The organism is Vibrio sp. 2-2(8), from assembly GCF_963888495.1.
Taxonomy (GTDB): Bacteria; Pseudomonadota; Gammaproteobacteria; order Enterobacterales; family Vibrionaceae; genus Vibrio; species Vibrio anguillarum.
In genome coordinates, this window is record NZ_CAWPJM010000051.1 from 1 (window position 1) to 15,486 (window position 15,486).

At 45.0% G+C, this 15,486-nt stretch carries 12 protein-coding genes and 1 pseudogene; 6 read left to right on the forward strand and 7 right to left on the reverse strand.

The genetic code is table 11. From position 1 onward, the window contains the following. Window positions 1–130: 130 nt before the first annotated feature. Window positions 131–880: pseudogene (locus tag AACV12_RS12850) on the reverse strand (prolyl oligopeptidase family serine peptidase); the annotation flags it as partial. Window positions 881–1,118: 238 nt separating this feature from the next. After that, a complete protein-coding gene (locus AACV12_RS12855; protein WP_026027154.1) occupies window positions 1,119–2,465 on the reverse strand; it encodes a DEAD/DEAH box helicase in 1,347 nt (448 codons plus the stop codon). Window positions 2,466–2,860: 395 nt separating this feature from the next. Between AACV12_RS12855 and AACV12_RS12860 the strand changes: the two genes are divergently transcribed. Then, on the forward strand, window positions 2,861–3,130 hold the full coding sequence (locus AACV12_RS12860; protein ID WP_026027153.1) for an Lpp/OprI family alanine-zipper lipoprotein: 270 nt from the start codon (window positions 2,861–2,863) through the stop codon (window positions 3,128–3,130). 107 nt (window positions 3,131–3,237) lie between these two features. Here AACV12_RS12860 and AACV12_RS12865 read toward each other — a convergent pair whose 3' ends face one another. Genes AACV12_RS12865 through AACV12_RS12880 form a run of 4 tightly spaced genes read right to left on the reverse strand, consistent with a single transcriptional unit; the run spans window position 3,238 to window position 7,372 of the window. Then, the gene (locus tag AACV12_RS12865; RefSeq protein ID WP_013868372.1) at window positions 3,238–4,161 is read right to left on the reverse strand and encodes a L,D-transpeptidase family protein; all 924 of its coding nucleotides are present in this window, start codon (window positions 4,159–4,161) and stop codon (window positions 3,238–3,240) included. Window positions 4,162–4,166: 5 nt separating this feature from the next. Continuing rightward, entirely contained in the window at window positions 4,167–5,579 is a 1,413-nt protein-coding gene (gene phrB / locus AACV12_RS12870; protein WP_170900442.1) for a deoxyribodipyrimidine photo-lyase, read from the reverse strand. A gap of 16 nt (window positions 5,580–5,595) precedes the next feature. Continuing rightward, entirely contained in the window at window positions 5,596–6,429 is an 834-nt protein-coding gene (locus AACV12_RS12875) for a MerR family transcriptional regulator (protein ID WP_170900444.1), read from the reverse strand. Beyond that, on the reverse strand, window positions 6,419–7,372 hold the full coding sequence (locus AACV12_RS12880) for a YbgA family protein (RefSeq protein ID WP_026027151.1): 954 nt from the start codon (window positions 7,370–7,372) through the stop codon (window positions 6,419–6,421). Before AACV12_RS12880 ends, AACV12_RS12875 begins: the two co-directional genes overlap by 11 nt. Before the next feature lie 311 nt (window positions 7,373–7,683). Between AACV12_RS12880 and deoD the strand changes: the two genes are divergently transcribed. From deoD to AACV12_RS12900, 4 genes are all read left to right on the forward strand, one after another. Further along, window positions 7,684–8,394 carry a purine-nucleoside phosphorylase gene (deoD, locus tag AACV12_RS12885; RefSeq protein ID WP_013868368.1) on the forward strand — a complete coding sequence of 237 codons (711 nt, stop codon included), beginning with the start codon at window positions 7,684–7,686 and terminating at the stop codon, window positions 8,392–8,394. A gap of 60 nt (window positions 8,395–8,454) precedes the next feature. Continuing rightward, entirely contained in the window at window positions 8,455–9,924 is a 1,470-nt protein-coding gene (locus AACV12_RS12890; protein ID WP_170900447.1) for an IS1 family transposase, read from the forward strand. Window positions 9,925–10,087: 163 nt separating this feature from the next. Further along, window positions 10,088–11,575: a hypothetical protein gene (locus AACV12_RS12895; protein WP_013868366.1), complete on the forward strand. Its 1,488-nt coding sequence runs from the start codon at window positions 10,088–10,090 to the stop codon at window positions 11,573–11,575. Further along, the gene (locus tag AACV12_RS12900; protein WP_013868365.1) at window positions 11,556–13,136 is read left to right on the forward strand and encodes a diguanylate cyclase domain-containing protein; all 1,581 of its coding nucleotides are present in this window, start codon (window positions 11,556–11,558) and stop codon (window positions 13,134–13,136) included. The genes AACV12_RS12895 and AACV12_RS12900 overlap by 20 nt, the downstream gene beginning before the upstream one ends. A gap of 30 nt (window positions 13,137–13,166) precedes the next feature. Here the strand turns inward: AACV12_RS12900 and AACV12_RS12905 are convergent, their stop codons facing one another. Beyond that, a complete protein-coding gene (locus tag AACV12_RS12905) occupies window positions 13,167–14,357 on the reverse strand; it encodes an MFS transporter (RefSeq protein WP_017049257.1) in 1,191 nt (396 codons plus the stop codon). On the opposite strand from AACV12_RS12905, the gene AACV12_RS12910 reads away from it, so the two are divergent. Beyond that, window positions 14,356–15,483: an endonuclease/exonuclease/phosphatase family protein gene (locus tag AACV12_RS12910; RefSeq protein WP_170900449.1), complete on the forward strand. Its 1,128-nt coding sequence runs from the start codon at window positions 14,356–14,358 to the stop codon at window positions 15,481–15,483. The genes AACV12_RS12905 and AACV12_RS12910 overlap by 2 nt on opposite strands. Window positions 15,484–15,486: the final 3 nt, after the last annotated feature.

The window sequence follows — 15,486 nt, forward strand, 5'->3', positions numbered from 1 at the left end:
GAAGCTCTGCAATGAAATTGCACACAAATTAAATATGCGCCCACGCAAAAGACTTGGGTATAGAACACCACTGGAGTATATTCATGCGCATCTTTAAAAAGTGTCGCACTTCAAACTTGATACTAAGCTCTAAAATACGTTGTTCACTGCTGTTTTCGTTGTTGACTTGCACGAGGGCAAAATGCGGATCCGCCGCCAAATAGAGAGACACGATCCACTGCGGATCAGCCCATTCCCATAGGGTTTTTGTCTGCTTGCTCAGCACATCATAGCGCTGTAATAAGCGAGAAGAACGGCTTTCTTCTGCCGCCAAAAAATAGAGGTATTGGCCATTTTCAGACCAAATAGCTTGAGTCGTTGCAGATTGGCTAAGCACGATTTCCTGCTTCGATACACGATCCACCAGCGTCAGCGTGTAGTGCTCTTCCCCAGTCAAATCTTCGCTTAATGCAATAAAGCGGTCCCCTTTTGCCACCGCCCAATTGGCTAACTGGTAATAATCTGATTGCTGCTGTCTTACACTGATATTGACCAAGCGCTCAATTGGGCTGCCTTCTGCGGTCTTTTTAACAACAAAACGTTCACCTTTAATTACTTGATCATGATAGTAATTTTGGTACTGGATGAGCCAAGGTGTCGGTGCTTTTACGCTCTGATTCTCTGACCATGTTTTGACTAGTGCATTAGAAAGTGGTGTGGCTTGATTGAGCCACTGTTGTGTTTTTTTATTGTGATCTTCAAGGTGTGCTCGAACCTTAGGCTGGCTACGCGAGCCATCTTCCAGCCACTGCAGTGACTCACCATAAGATGAATGAAAACAAGACAAACCAACAACAAAAGCAATGATATTGAGTAATTTCATTATGATCAGTGAAAACATAGCCAATTATTATAATGAGGCGCAGCTTGCCACTAAACGATAATGAGATCAATTATCATTTTTATATAAAATAGAGAAATTATGAAATTTATAAGGGTGAACGTTTGCGTGTATATAAAAACACCGCCAATTTGGCGGTGTTTTTATAATTAGTGTGAGGTTGTCTCAGCAAATACTGGCATTGAGTCCGTCAGCAGATTCGATTGACCGAAAGGTCACGCTGACAAGACGCTCGCGGTTACTCATCGTCAACTTTAGGTGCAACTCTCTTTTTCGGCACAAATACCGCATCACCCACTGCCACATTCTGATAAAAGGTTTTATCGCGTTTAACGGGCTTCTTATTGGCGGTGTGCGCCTTGGGCTTAGTACTTTTAGTCTTAGCGGCTGCGTTTTTCTTAAAGGCCGGAACGCGTGGTTTTAGTCCGGTAAATTTACCTTTCAGATCATCAAATTGAGAGAACTCGATATCTTGCTGCAAAAAGGCTTCCACGCGCTTAAAGCTGTCCCAATCTTTTGGGCCAACCAGCGAGATTGCATCACCTTTATTACCCGCACGGCCTGTACGACCAACACGGTGCACATACTCTTCCGTATGTTTGGGCATATCAAAGTTAATCACGTGCGTCACGTTTGCAATATCAAGGCCGCGTGAAGCCACATCCGTCGTGACCAAAATTTTAAATACAGCGCGCTCAAACTGGCTCATGATGGTGTTGCGCTGGTTTTGATTTAAGTTACCACTCAACGCAACAGCTTTCAGTTTCTGCTCGTTGAGTTTAAGCGTTAAACGCTCAGTATCAGAACGGGTTGCGGTAAAAATGATCACTTGTCGATATTCGGCTTCTTGCAGCACGCGTTCGAGTAAGGCTTCTTTGTGATCGAGATGATCACAGAGGTAGAATTTTTGGGTGATGTCTTTATGCTCTTCGTTGACAACACCAATCGAAATGCGTTTTGGATCTTTAAGCAACTCGGTACCAAAGTCATTCACTTGGCCGTGATCAAGCGTTGCGGAAAACATCAGTGTTTGGCGACGACGGTGGTTCGCTGCATGATGAATACGGCGTAGTTCCGGAGCAAAACCTAGGTCCAGCATGCGGTCAGCTTCATCAAGGATCAGCGTATCTAAACCATCAAGACGCAACGAGCGGTGCTCTAAGTGATCCGCTAAACGACCGGGAGTCGCTACAATAAAACGGGGGAAACGGCGCAGTGCTTTTACTTGGTCGTTAAAGTTTTCACCGCCCACAATCAGCGTTGCTTCGTAGCTCAACCCACTGAGCATAGTACGCAGCTCACCGTACACTTGTTTGGCCAACTCACGTGTCGGAGCGAGAATCAGAGCTCTAGGGTCTTTTGCTGATAACGCTTTAGTTTTGAGAGACTTATGCAGCATTGGCAAAACAAACGCTAATGTTTTACCCGAACCAGTCTTAGAGGATGCCAACAAATCTTTACCTGCAATCGCCACGGGAACCGCTTGTTGTTGGATCTCTGTCGCTTGTTTGAAGTCATAGTGTTTGAGGGTCTTCAATAAGCGATTGTCTAAGCCTAAATCTTTAAACTGCAAAGGATTCTCCAAAAATTTGTAAAGTTGCCACAATAAATAGGGCAAGAGGTCAAAATGAAAACGCAATATGATAGCCCGAAAGGCGCTTAGATAGATAGAGATCACATAAAAATAATCAGCACGCACACTTTTTCAAGGCATAAGAAGATAGAAAATACGTCTCTTAACGATGAGACATAGCGGAGTAAATGAGCATAAATTGAAATTCTTGGATTATTTTGACGTTCGGCTACTGGGTGAACGCTAGAATAGTGTCTACAATTGAGTTCGTCACTATATGATGATTTCCAAACAAGTGTATACCCAAACAACTTGACGTTGCAGGTAAACAGCACCGCTGTAGCTTCAAGTAGGAAAAGTATAATAGGGCGTCATTGATAATAATCTTACAAACAAGGAGTTCAATAATGAATAAGATGTTAATTGCAGCTGCAGCCTCTTCTGTACTTCTACTTGCTGGTTGCGCATCAGGCCCTGATGACGCAGCAATGACGAAAATGGATCAGCTAAGCAACCAAGTTAGCCAACTCAGTGATCAAATTTCTGCACTTAAGAGCGAGCAATCGACACTTTCGTCTAAAGTAAGCCAAGCGGCTGATGCCGCTGCCGCTGCGCAAGAAGAAGCGGCTCGTGCAAACGAGCGTATCGATAATATTGCTCAGTCATACACGAAATAATTTCGTTATATTCCATAGCTGAAATTTCTTAAAGGCTTGTTAATTCAAGCCTTTTTTATTGCTGCTATTACATTGTTCACCATTAATGAACTCATCAACTTCTTTAATTACTCCAATGAGGTTGAAAAATCTGCAGCCACAACTTCGACAGGCACACCATTTTGCGCCAAGATCACCGCTCTCGCTTTCGCATCTGATTTGTTAAATTCATCCAACCACCAGCGAAGTTCTTGCGGTACCTGTAACTCTTTTTTACTGCCGTTACTGCGCGTCAAAGGTTCATGAGCTTCAAGAAATACGCTTCGATCTGGCTCTAAGGCTAGCTTTATCGGCTCATCAATCACTTTCACTTTCTCGCCACGCTGGACCTGCTTAAACAGCCATTCAATATCCTTGGGATCCATACGAATACAACCTGAGCTGACTCTCATACCAATACCAAAATCTTTGTTGGTACCGTGGATCAAATAATCACCCGCACCATAAGCGAGACGAAGCGCGTATTCACCAAGCGGGTTATCTGGCCCAGCGGGCACCACCGCAGGCAGTTCAATACCTTTCGCTTTATATTCAGTGCGGATCGATTGAGGAGGTGTCCAAGTTGGGTTCGGCCGTTTTTGGCTGATAGTGGTTTCCATTTCGGGCGTATCACGACCAATACGGCCAATACCGACGGGGAAAATATGCACTTTGCGTTTTTCAGGCTCAAAGTAATAGAGCCGCAGTTCCGCTAAGTTGATGACGATGCCTTCGTAAGCCACGCGCGGTAAAATAATTTGTGACGGAATGGTTAGCACAAACTCTTGCTGCGGCAAAAATGGGTCAATTCCTTTGTTAGCCGCCATCAAAGATAAAAACCCAACATCGTACTGTTTTGCAATTTGCGCTAAGGTTTCGCCCTGCTCAATCACGTGATATTGAGTTCGGCCAACCATGCTACTGCCTTCGGCAGGAAAATCATAAGTCGCGGCAAACGCGTTCACACTGAGCGCACCCCAGCAACAACACAAAGAGAGTAGCTTGCGTAGCATGGTGATCAGGTATCCTTGGCGTCTTTATAGAGCTGTAAGGTTATCTCTCTTTCTACTTTATGATCAACCATTGGCGCGGGATATGACAAGGAATTGACGGCAGGGAATTTCCAAGGCGTGTGGATGCACTTATCTGGCAACGAAGCCAATTCAGGTACCCACTGACGAATAAAATCCCCTTTCGGATCAAAACGTTCTCCTTGGCTGGTAGGATTAAAAATTCGAAAATAAGGTTGCCCATCACACCCTGTTGAGGCGCACCACTGCCAACCGCCATTGTTCGATGCATAATCGCCATCCACTAATGTTTGCATAAAATATTGTTCACCAAGTCGCCAATCGATATGCAGATCTTTGGTTAGAAAACTGGCCACAACCATCCTTAATCGGTTATGCATCCACCCAGTTTTATTGAGTTGGCGCATCGCCGCATCGACAATAGGGAACCCAGTTTGCCCCTGCTGCCAACGTTCAAAGGCCGCTGAGTTCTCCCACCAAGATACATGTTTCCCCCAAGGTGCAAAATCTTTTCCTTTACAGAGATCAGGACGGAACCCGATCAGATGCTGATAGAATTCACGCCAAATGATTTCGCTCAGCCAAGTTTGCGCCCCTTCAGACAACCCAATATGTTGCGATTCAGCGTATAGACGCGCCATACATTGACGCGCAGAAAGCGCCCCTATTGCGAGATAAGGTGACAGTGCGCTGGTCGAATCCAACGCGGGAAAATCACGCTGCTGGTGGTAATTCTGTACCTTATCACGGCAAAACTGGCGTAATTTAGCGCGAATTGCATCGAACTCGACCACCCAATGATCACTGCTGATGCGTGGATAGCTGAACGAGCGGTGTTCGCTCCACAGCAACGGCTCAAGATCCTTTATGGGTTTATAATGTGCAGAAATAGGCGTTGGTAAAATTTGAGGTAGAGCCGCTTGTGATAACCACGCTCGTTTAAAAGGCGTAAAGACTTTGAAATAATCACCTTGCTTGTTTTTGACCAAACCGGGGGCAATAATGCACTTATCGTCGTATGCTCGCCACTCGATCTGGCGCTCTAGGCAAAACTGACTCGCCATCTCATCACGCTGCAACTCATTGATTTCATACTCGCGATTAACCAACACTGCGCTGGCATTAAGCTGCTTAGCCATGGTGGCGATCTGCTGCGCAGCATCAGCGTAATCATCGACTTCCTCATACAATAGAGCAATATTGAGTGCTTGCAGTTCACGTTGCAGCTCAAATAAACGCCGATAGATAAGATCCGCCTGCATCGGAGCAAGATGGTGTTTTTGCCACTGTGCTGGCGTTGCAATGAATACGGCAACAACAGGTTCTTCACCATCAATGGCGGCATGCAATGCCGTATTATCAACGGATCGTAAATCTCGGCGCAGCCAGAGTAATTTCACTGTACATCCTTACTGATTAATCTAACGAATGGTGCAGACGAGCAACCACATCTGACAACGAAAGCGTATCTCCCAGTGAGATACGCAATTTCCGTAACGCTTGAACTTGCTGCTCGGTTAACGCTCGATTGGCAAACAGCGCAACCTGTTGGTAGTTTGCTAAAGCATCATGATCAACAAGAGCGGTAAGATCTTCGACACCATCTAAGATAGTGAGGTTATACCCAGCTTCCACCTTTCCCACGAACCATAGCCAAGCCAGTATGCTCGATGTTGGATCAAGATTAACGCAAAGACATTTCCCCTTGGTCGCCGCTTTGTTTTCCGCTTCAATGATCGAGCTCAACTTGCTTATCATCAGTGCCTGAAAAAGCCCTTTTTGCAAACTGCGCAACGGTCCTTTAACCCGCTCTAACGTGTCGATGACAGGAAAGACAAACTGCTGCTCAACAATCTCTAACGGATACTCTTTCAATACTGTAGCAATGGTTGATTCCGCTTTGCCTTTATTGAGATCCACTAAAGCTTGCAGCAATTGTTCTTGCTCTAAAAGCTCTGAGCCATGATTTGCCAAAGTATCAATGATACTTTCACTGCCACTGAGCAATGCACTCACTTTGCCAATCGAAACCCCTTTCGCCAGCCAGCCTTGAATAGTGCGAATCGTCGCAATATCCTCTTGTGAATAAAGGCGATGCCCTTTTTCCGTGCGCTGTGGCTGAACGAGGTGATAGCGGCGCTGCCATGCACGCAAGGTAACGGGCTTTACTCCAGTCATCTCGGCAACGTCTCGAATAGCATATAATTTTTCAGTCATCATGTTTTCAGTCAGTGGGTTCTCATAGTCCATAACGTAACCTTAGCGTTTGTGGATAAGGCGATAAATAGTGCTGTTGCTGCAGATAAGCATCGGGATACATTTTTATGTAATGTTTGAGCAACGTAATAGGCGCAAGTAAAGGAAGCTCGCCAGTTCGATAGTCATCAATCAATTGCGCTAACTCTACTTTCTGCTCTTTGTTTAAGGCTCGTTTGAAATAACCCTGAATGTGCATTAGAACATTGGTGTTATTTTTACGGCTCGCTCTGTGTTTGAGTGCATCCATTAGCCCTTGGCGATAGTGCTCAATAAAATACTGTGGCGGATGCTGCTTGACTTCAGCCACTAAACGGCCGAGTTCTCGATACGCTTGCGGGTGATGCGCCATTAACGTCAATTTGTAACGTGAATGAAAGGCCACCACTTTGCCCGGTGTCGGGTTGTCACCTATCGATTGATAAAAGTCATGTAAACAGTAGACACGCGTAATGAAGTTTTCGCGAAGCACAGGATCATGCAAACGGCCATCTTCCTCTACAGGCAACCACGGCATTTTACGCATCAAAGTGGCGGTATAAAGACCAACGCCCTCTTTATCCGCTCGCTGATGCTTATAGACTTTGACTCTTTCCATGCCACATGTCGGGGATTTCGCACAAACGATATAACCACACAATTTCATCAATTCGAGCTCATCAACTTTTCGTTCTGAGAAATCGAACATGGCTTGCGTGTAATCTTTGGTTTCATCTTTAGTTTCAACCAGTGCTAAACGCTCTTCGTGAGAGATCAGGCGAATGGTAGGCCTTGGCACGGTTAAGCCAATCGCAACCTCTGGGCAAACGGGTATGAAAGAGAAATAATTCGTTAACTCTTTGGTCACAAAGTCACTCGCTTTGTGGCCAGAATCAAAACGGACTTGCTCTCCCAGCACACATGCACTGATCCCGATACGAATTTCTGGATTACTCATCGCCGCCTCATATACAAAAATATTTGTTGTATAATGTATAGCACACTCCAACCACCTTATACAAAATATATTTATGTACACATAAAAGGTAAACGTTTACCCAAATCGATTGCCTTACCACTTTCAACACTTTTAGTTATCAATGAGCCACAAAAAGGGTATTAACCTCCATTCTGTGACAAATCTCTCAAGGAACAGTGTCAGGTCTAGCTAGTATTGCCTCAACAAAACACATCAGATTCAACAGAATTAGTAATTTAATCCACTTATTGCGGATAAATCGCTGACTCGAAAACTTTGGAGTAACAACGATGGCAACCCCACACATTAATGCGCAAGTTGGTGATTTCGCAGAAACCGTTCTAATGCCAGGCGATCCATTACGTGCAAAATACATTGCTGAAACTTTTTTAGATGATGCTAAACAGGTTTGTGATGTTCGCAGTATGTTCGGTTATACCGGTACTTATAAAGGTAAAAAAGTATCCGTTATGGGCCACGGTATGGGCATTCCATCATGCTCGATTTATGTTCACGAGTTGATTTCAGAATACGGTGTAAAAAATATCATCCGTATTGGTAGCTGTGGCGCAGTTCGTGACGATGTCAATCTAATGGATATCGTTATTGGTATGGGTGCTTCAACCGATTCCAAAGTTAACCGCATCCGTTTTAACAACCACGATTTTGCCGCGATTGCGGATTACGGATTGCTTGAAACGGCCGTCAATCAAGCACGCGCACAAAACGTGCCCGTGAAAGTAGGCAACGTGTTTTCCGCTGATCTGTTCTACACACCTGAAGGTGATTTATTCGAAAAAATGAATAAGCTTGGCATCTTAGGTGTGGATATGGAAGCGGCCGGTATTTATGGTGTTGCAGCGGATCTAGGCGCAAAAGCATTGACGATTCTTACGGTGTCAGACCACATCATTCGCGGTGAGAAATTAAGCTCTGAAGATCGCCAAACCTCTTTTAACGACATGATGAAAGTCGCGCTTGAAACAGCGATTAGTATCTAATTTTTAAACCTCAGCTGTTCACCCAAATTGGCAGCCTTAAATTACCCCGAGGGGGCGATTGTGTCCAACGACCAACTACCCAAGGACGCAGATGGTTTACAACTCAACTTTTGTAAAACATTGGCGTGTGACAACTTTGGACTGAGTGAAGCCGAACGGTACGTTCTGCAGCGCGTAAACCCGAAGCGTCCAACGATGGTTTGTCGTGAATGTGGAGCTTTCCCCCCCTTACTTAACAACCGAGAAGTGTTAAACGAATTACACCGTTTAAGGCAGCTTCACAGCGACGGGTTGCCCGCTTGTCGCAGTGATGATTGCCAAAATTTCGGTTTATCTGTTCATACGCACAAACACCTCTATCACGCTTTTGGCTACAGCGGCGATCGCCAGCGATACCGTTGCAAAGCTTGTCAGAGTACCTTTGTTGATAAGTGGTCAGGAGCCAACAAAAAACTCGTTTTTCAAGAAACCCTACTCGGCCTGCTCTTCATGAGTTATTCGGTGCGAGAGATTTGCCGTAAATTATCCATCAACCCAAAAACGTTTTATGATCATGTCGAGCACATTGCCAGTCGCTGTCGGCGAAAACTGGCCATGATTGATGCGCGTTGGGTGAATCATGCAAACCAATATGAACTGGCTTGCAATTACATCCCGCTCCAGCCCCATAGCGACAACGGCGTATTGTGGTTTGCAACAGGTGAAGCCAAAACAGGTTATATACTCTGTCAGCACGTAAACTATTCCGCCAATGAAGAGCCTGCAGGCGAGCTTGATCACAACCCCTATCACTCGCCCGCGCGTTTTGTTTCTCGTGAACATTCATCCGAAGCGAATCTACCTACTCCTGACGCATCTCCGCTGTTACGTGAGCGTATTGATCAGAAATACCAAACAATTTTAGCCCGCGGTAATGTTGAAGACCCCATGGGTAACCTCACCACTTTTCATTACCCTTCTAAAGGTGCCTTGATTCGCCCTCCTTACACCTCTTATGCTCACTTCCTCCACGTGCTGGATTTGTGCCTTGAAGATAAGCGAGTTTCTATCTATCTGCCTCAAGATCCGGTTTTACGTTCTGCCGCATTGAGCGTCTGTTTGCCGCGAATCAAGCGTAAGAATGTTGACTTGATGTACGTTGAGGAAGATCCGCAATGGCAAAATGGACATTCCGTGAATAAAACGGACATTGTTCACATGGGATGGTGGCGAGATCGCTGGGCTATTGCCAATCAGGCACAGGCTGCCAAAGGTGTTTGCTATTTGGCAGGAGACAATCCAACACCCGAAGCTTGGCTCGATAAAGCATCGATTAAGCAAACAGAGTTCTATCAAAAACGCTTCCAACTGTTGTTCGAAAGCTTTATCAACGAACCGAGGCGCAAACTTCGCCCTGGCGGCCTACAACCAATGCTGGATATTTTTCGTGCTTGGCACAATCTGTGCTACCAAGATAAACATGGATTCACCGCCGCCCAAAATTTGGACTTAACCAAACATCCACTGACATTGAAAGAACTACTCTCTTAGATTTTTAGGTTATATTTAGACTGTGGATTGTGAAGTAGCGCAGATTATTGTGGTAATGAATAACCAATGCACCCACTTTTGGGAAAGTAAATAGTGCGCTTTAACGTTGGCTTCATATAATGAATCGGTGACTTAGGCTTCTTACTTTTGAGGAACAGCCCGTTTGGATAAAAGCCAATACCTTCTTGAAATTGAAATAGAACAGCTTAGAGCCCGTATTGAAACTGAGCCGGAGAAGGTGTCGATCGTCGCGGAGCAGTGTTTATTGAGAGCACAGCAGATCTTTTTCCCAGAAGGGGCGATTCAATGTTTGATCATTTTATCTCGCTGCGCTTGGTGTCTAATGGACTACCGCGTGGGTTTAAAATACATTAAAGAAGCCTTATCCACTCAAAATACCCTCGATACTGATGACTGCCTTCCCGAAATTCTGCATATTCACGCGCTGCAACTTTGGGGTCAGGCAAAATATTATACCGCCCAACAATATTGGATAAATGCCTTAGAACAATCAGCTCTGGTTGATGAAGTTGATATCCAGATAGAGTGCCTCATTGGTCTGGGTAATGTTTGGCGTATTACTAACGAATATCAACTTTCATGTTCAACACACGAGCTAGCCGTTAAAGTCGCTAATAATGCCCGTATCCATTGGTTAGAAGGCAAAGCCCGTATTCTGTGGGCATGGGATCTCTATCTACTTAACCAATACATCGATATGCTCACGGTGCTCGATGGTGCAGAAGAAGCGCTACAGGATCATCCCGATAAAACTTGGCAAGCCGAGGTTTGGGATTTTCGCGGCTTGGCACTGCTCGGGCTTGAACGAATCGAAGATGCGGAAGCGGCAACCACCAAAGCACTCGAACTTGCCGTGGAGCATAACCTTGTGTGGATGAAGGCTCACTCATTCATTAGTCGAGCTCGTTTGGAACTGCTGAGAAAAGACTCCAAGAAAGCAACTGAGCTGTTGCTTCTTGCTGAAGCCTCTGCTGCTTCATTTGATAAAGGTGAGCTACTTTCACAAATTTGCTACCAACAATCCCTAGTCGCAGAGCAGCGTGGTGATTTTAAAGCTTCTTTAGCCTCATTTAAGAAATATCGCCAATTTACGGTTGAGATGCTTCGAGAACAAACGGCGCGCATTGGCCTTGATAAAGCAAGAGCCTCTAAGCGACAACTTGAGCAACGAGCACGTAAACTCATTAACCGTATTCGTGGTCAACACGAATACGACCCAGAGAAACATCTCTCCAATGTAGTTTCAGAGACTTATTGGTGGGAACAACTCATGCTATTCAAGACCGAGTTGAAGCATTCTAATCACGCCGTCATTGTCATCCAACATAACGACTCAAAGTACCTCGATGTATGTACCGAGATTGCCCACTCGCTCTGTAACCAAAAAGATCTCGTTTCTCGTTTAAGTAGCGAACGCTTAGCGCTGCTTCTTGCCGATAAAGGCGATGCAGCGCTGCACGTCTTCCATGTATTGGCTAAGATGATTGAAATATACCCTTGGGAAAGAAAAGGATTAACGGGGTCGCTACCTCAAGTGATGTTCCAAGACATTTTGAGTTTCCCATTCACATTAGAACAACTGGAAGACAGTCAACCTCAGGAATGGTCGCATGGAAGTACTGCTCAGTAAGATTAAAGATACGGGTTTGGATGCCACCTCCGTTTCCGGAGAAGAGGCCATCATTTTCTGGAATCACGTCCGACAACATATAGCCTCAACATCAAAAGAAAAAGCACTTAGCTACATCATCAGTGCAGAGTATCGTTCAGAACTGCATCAGTCGTCCGCCAGTATAGAGGAGCTTCGTCACGCCTTAGCATTACTTGAATTGCCTAAGGACGCCGAAATTATTTTGTCTGTGAAAAACAGTTTAAGCGATCGCCTAATGGAAAGCGGTGAATTTGCCGCGGCGCTCAACGAATATGTGTCCGCTTCTAATATTGCCGTCGACACAGGTTACATTGACGAATATGTACTAGCCGTCATTGGCATGGGTAACCTGTGTGATGCTTATGGCGAGCACAGCCGAGCCCTTCGTTACTATCAAAAAATTGATAGTATTGATCACGCAATCACCAGCCGCTCATTACGCCTGCGTTATAAACTTTACATGCTATCGTGTTACATTCAACTGCACCGAATCTCCGCCGCCACCGACCTAATTAAAGAGTGTGAAGAGCTGAGTATTTTGGTCAGCGATAAAATTCTTACCGGGCAAATTTCACTCTATCAAGCTCAACTTTATCTTCATCAGGATCAAGTCGATAAAGCGCTCATTACGCTCTCTAGTGTTCAGTACAGTGCTGGGAATATGAATTCCACCTGGCTATCGAATATGATTCGAATTGAAACGGCCAACTGCCTGGCTAAAATAGGCAAAAGTCATATTGCCAATATGATGCTGGCCAGTACAGACAAACGTCTGCAACGATACACGTCACCTACGATGGCCAAGCAGCTGTATCGAGCATTCAGTGCCGTGTGCGAGCGCCAAGGCCTTTATCAAGCCGCCCTGATTTATGAAAAAAAAGGCTTTCGAATTGAAACTGATCTGATGAAAAACATCCCGATTAGTGAGCTGGGGGCCAATCAACTGCGTCGCTTATCGCGCTTTGAATTGCAATTGAAATTGATCTTATCTGAGATTGAAAATCGCGAGCTCAAAGAAACCACCGAACATCAAAAGAATGCTGTAGCCCAACTTCAACAGGATGTCTTCACTGACCCACTCACCACCTTACACAACCGCCGCTGGTTAGATGTAAAGCTGAAAGACCTACTGCTTCATGAGAAGCTATTTGCATTTCTAGTCATTGATATTGACCATTTTAAATCGATTAATGATGAACTTAGTCACTTGGTTGGTGACAAAGCGATAGTCAATGTTTCACGTGAGTTGAAAAACTACTTTAAATTCCGAGGCTCCTCCTGTGTCCGTTTTGGTGGAGAAGAGTTTCTGGTGATTTTAGAAGATTGCTCGCTCGACCAAGCTGAAATGCATGCCGAAAACTATCGAGAACGCATATTCCAATTTGGTTGGCACGATATTCTAGGTGAGCGCGGCTTAACCGTCAGTATCGGTATAACCTTGCATCGAGATGGTGAAAATACACAACGCACATTCTACCGCGCCGACAAAGCCTTATATCGCGCGAAAGCGAATGGCCGCAACCAAGTGTGCACTGAGTAACTTTCCGAAGGGTCGTAAACGACCCTTTTGCTACCTGTCGCTCCAACGCAGAATTCTAACTTCATTACCCGCTTCGGGTTTAATTGGAATATTGAGTGATAAAAGCAGCGAAACAAGTGCCATTACCGCTCCAATATAAAAAACGCTCGCCGGAGAGATAAGCCAAATTAAACCAAACGTGGCGGGGATGAACACGGCCGCAATATGGTTAATGGTAAAAGAAACTCCCGCTGTAGACGCCATGTCCGCAGGATCTGCAATTTTCTGAAAATAAGTTTTAATCGCCAAGGCCAAGGCAAAAAAGAGGTGGTCAACCACATAAAGTGCCGCCGCCCAATGTGCGTTTTGTACAAGACCGTACCCAACAAAAACAACAATTAACCCCGTGTATTCAAACAGTAACGCTTTACGCTCGCCGACTACACCAATGAACTTACCAATACGTTTAGCAAACAAAAAGTTGAACAAATAGTTGATCAAAAACAGTAAGGTAATATCGGCCGCTGAATAACCAAATTTCTCCACCATAAGGAAACCAGCGAAAACAGTGAAAATTTGCCTACGCGCACCACTCATGAAGGTCAAGGCGTAATACAGCCAATAACGTTTGCGTAGCACGAGCTTTTTATTTTGTGGCACTTCCGCTTTAAATTCAGGAAAGGCAAAGGCAATGAGCAACACCAGCACAAAACCAGCACCGCCAGAAATGGCATAGACCCATTTAAAATCGAGCTGAAACACTTCTAACATTACCCACAAAGCACCGTAGGTGATCAGTGATGCAAGTGCTCCAACCGAAATGAGTTTGCCAAGCATTTCTGGCGCTTCATCTTTATTTAACCACTGCAAAGACAAGGATTGTTTAAGCGTTTCAAAGTAGTGGAACCCAGTCGACATCAATAATGTCGTGAGCAGTAACCCGGTTAAAGAAGGGAAAAAACCCGTCATCGCGGTTCCTAACGTCAACATACCCAATGAGATCAGGATAAATCGCTGCTCTCGAATGAACAGTAAAACGAATACGGCGGTGAAGGCTAAAAATCCGGGGATTTCTCGTACACTTTGTAATAAGCCAATGTCTGAACCATCGAAATTCGCTTTTTCAATCACGAAATTATTCAACAGTGCCATCCAACTAGAAAATGCAATCGGCACAATAATGGAGATAATCAATAGGAAATTTTGTGGCGTGCGCCAACCTTGAGAAGCTTTAGGGTACATGAAAGATCCTTATCTATGTTTCAGCGCATCATATACTCAAGTCGCCTTAAAAGGCGAGAGCTCATCACAACAGAAAACAAGGTTAGGGATTAGCACTGCTAAATTACACCGTTCGGGTATAAGATCGACCGAGACACAAATATTGGGATTTAACATGACGATTACGTTCGCAACGATTAATTTATTCAATTATTTAGCTCCGCCGAACGCATATTATCAGTTCGACAATATTTACACGCAAGCAGAGTGGCAGCAAAAAAAGCAATGGTTTAGCCAGAAGATCAAACAGCTGGATGCCGATATCATTGGCTTTCAAGAAGTTTTCAGTTTTGATGAACTGCGCAACCAGATGATGGATTTAGGCTACCCGTATGTGGCCTGTGTAGATGAACCTATCGTCAAAGATGGATACATCTACAGCCATCCGGTTGTGGTGATTGCCTCTCGCTATCCTCTGCGCCAAGTGAGCGCCGTACATGGCACGCTACCAAACCAAGCTGCCCCTTTTTGCTTTAATCGTACACCGTTACACGCTACGGTTTGCCTGCCAATGCTCGGGGATATCGATGTCTATATTGTGCATTTTAAATCTCAACGTCCGGCAGAATCGCCTGCGGCACCTCATCATCTGATCGATGAATGGCAACAAGAAACGCTAGGACGCTGGCTCTCTACTGTTCAGCGAGGCTTTGAAGCAAACCTGACTCACCAATATATCGTCAATACTCAAAAACAAACTGGGCGGCCTTGTGTGCTAATGGGCGATTTTAATAAACCGTTACATCACGAGGAGTTTCAAGGACTACTATCACAGGCCTTATACCGCAGACCAGAAACACAACAACCGCTGGCTGGCTATGCGCTTTACGATGCTTGGGATCTGCATACCGAGAGTGTTGAGCAGCCTCGCAAAGCCACTCATTACGCCGGAGCCACGGGATCTGTACTCGACTATATTCTCCTTTCCGCAGACTTCGCGCCTTTTACCCAGCCAATGAAAAGCTATATCAGCCACTATACTGTGCTTGATCAACATCTGGTCAACCCGAGCTATGAGCTCGATAACTTTAGTACTGACCATGCACTGGTCGCGGTCACATTAAAAGTAAACACAACACCGAGCTAATGG

Bases quoted from the DNA above. Each gene is read 5' to 3' on its own strand.
- AACV12_RS12860 (WP_026027153.1), top strand. From the start codon at position 2,861: ATGAATAAGATGTTAATTGCAGCTGCAGCCTCTTCTGTACTTCTACTT.
- AACV12_RS12865 (WP_013868372.1), bottom strand. From the start codon at position 4,161: ATGCTACGCAAGCTACTCTCTTTGTGTTGTTGCTGGGGTGCGCTCAGT.
- AACV12_RS12875 (WP_170900444.1), bottom strand. From the start codon at position 6,429: ATGGACTATGAGAACCCACTGACTGAAAACATGATGACTGAAAAATTA.
- AACV12_RS12880 (WP_026027151.1), bottom strand. From the start codon at position 7,372: ATGAGTAATCCAGAAATTCGTATCGGGATCAGTGCATGTGTGCTGGGA.
- deoD (WP_013868368.1), top strand. From the start codon at position 7,684: ATGGCAACCCCACACATTAATGCGCAAGTTGGTGATTTCGCAGAAACC.
- AACV12_RS12900 (WP_013868365.1), top strand. From the start codon at position 11,556: ATGGAAGTACTGCTCAGTAAGATTAAAGATACGGGTTTGGATGCCACC.
- AACV12_RS12910 (WP_170900449.1), top strand. From the start codon at position 14,356: ATGAAAGATCCTTATCTATGTTTCAGCGCATCATATACTCAAGTCGCC.
- AACV12_RS12905 (WP_017049257.1), bottom strand. From the start codon at position 14,357: ATGTACCCTAAAGCTTCTCAAGGTTGGCGCACGCCACAAAATTTCCTA.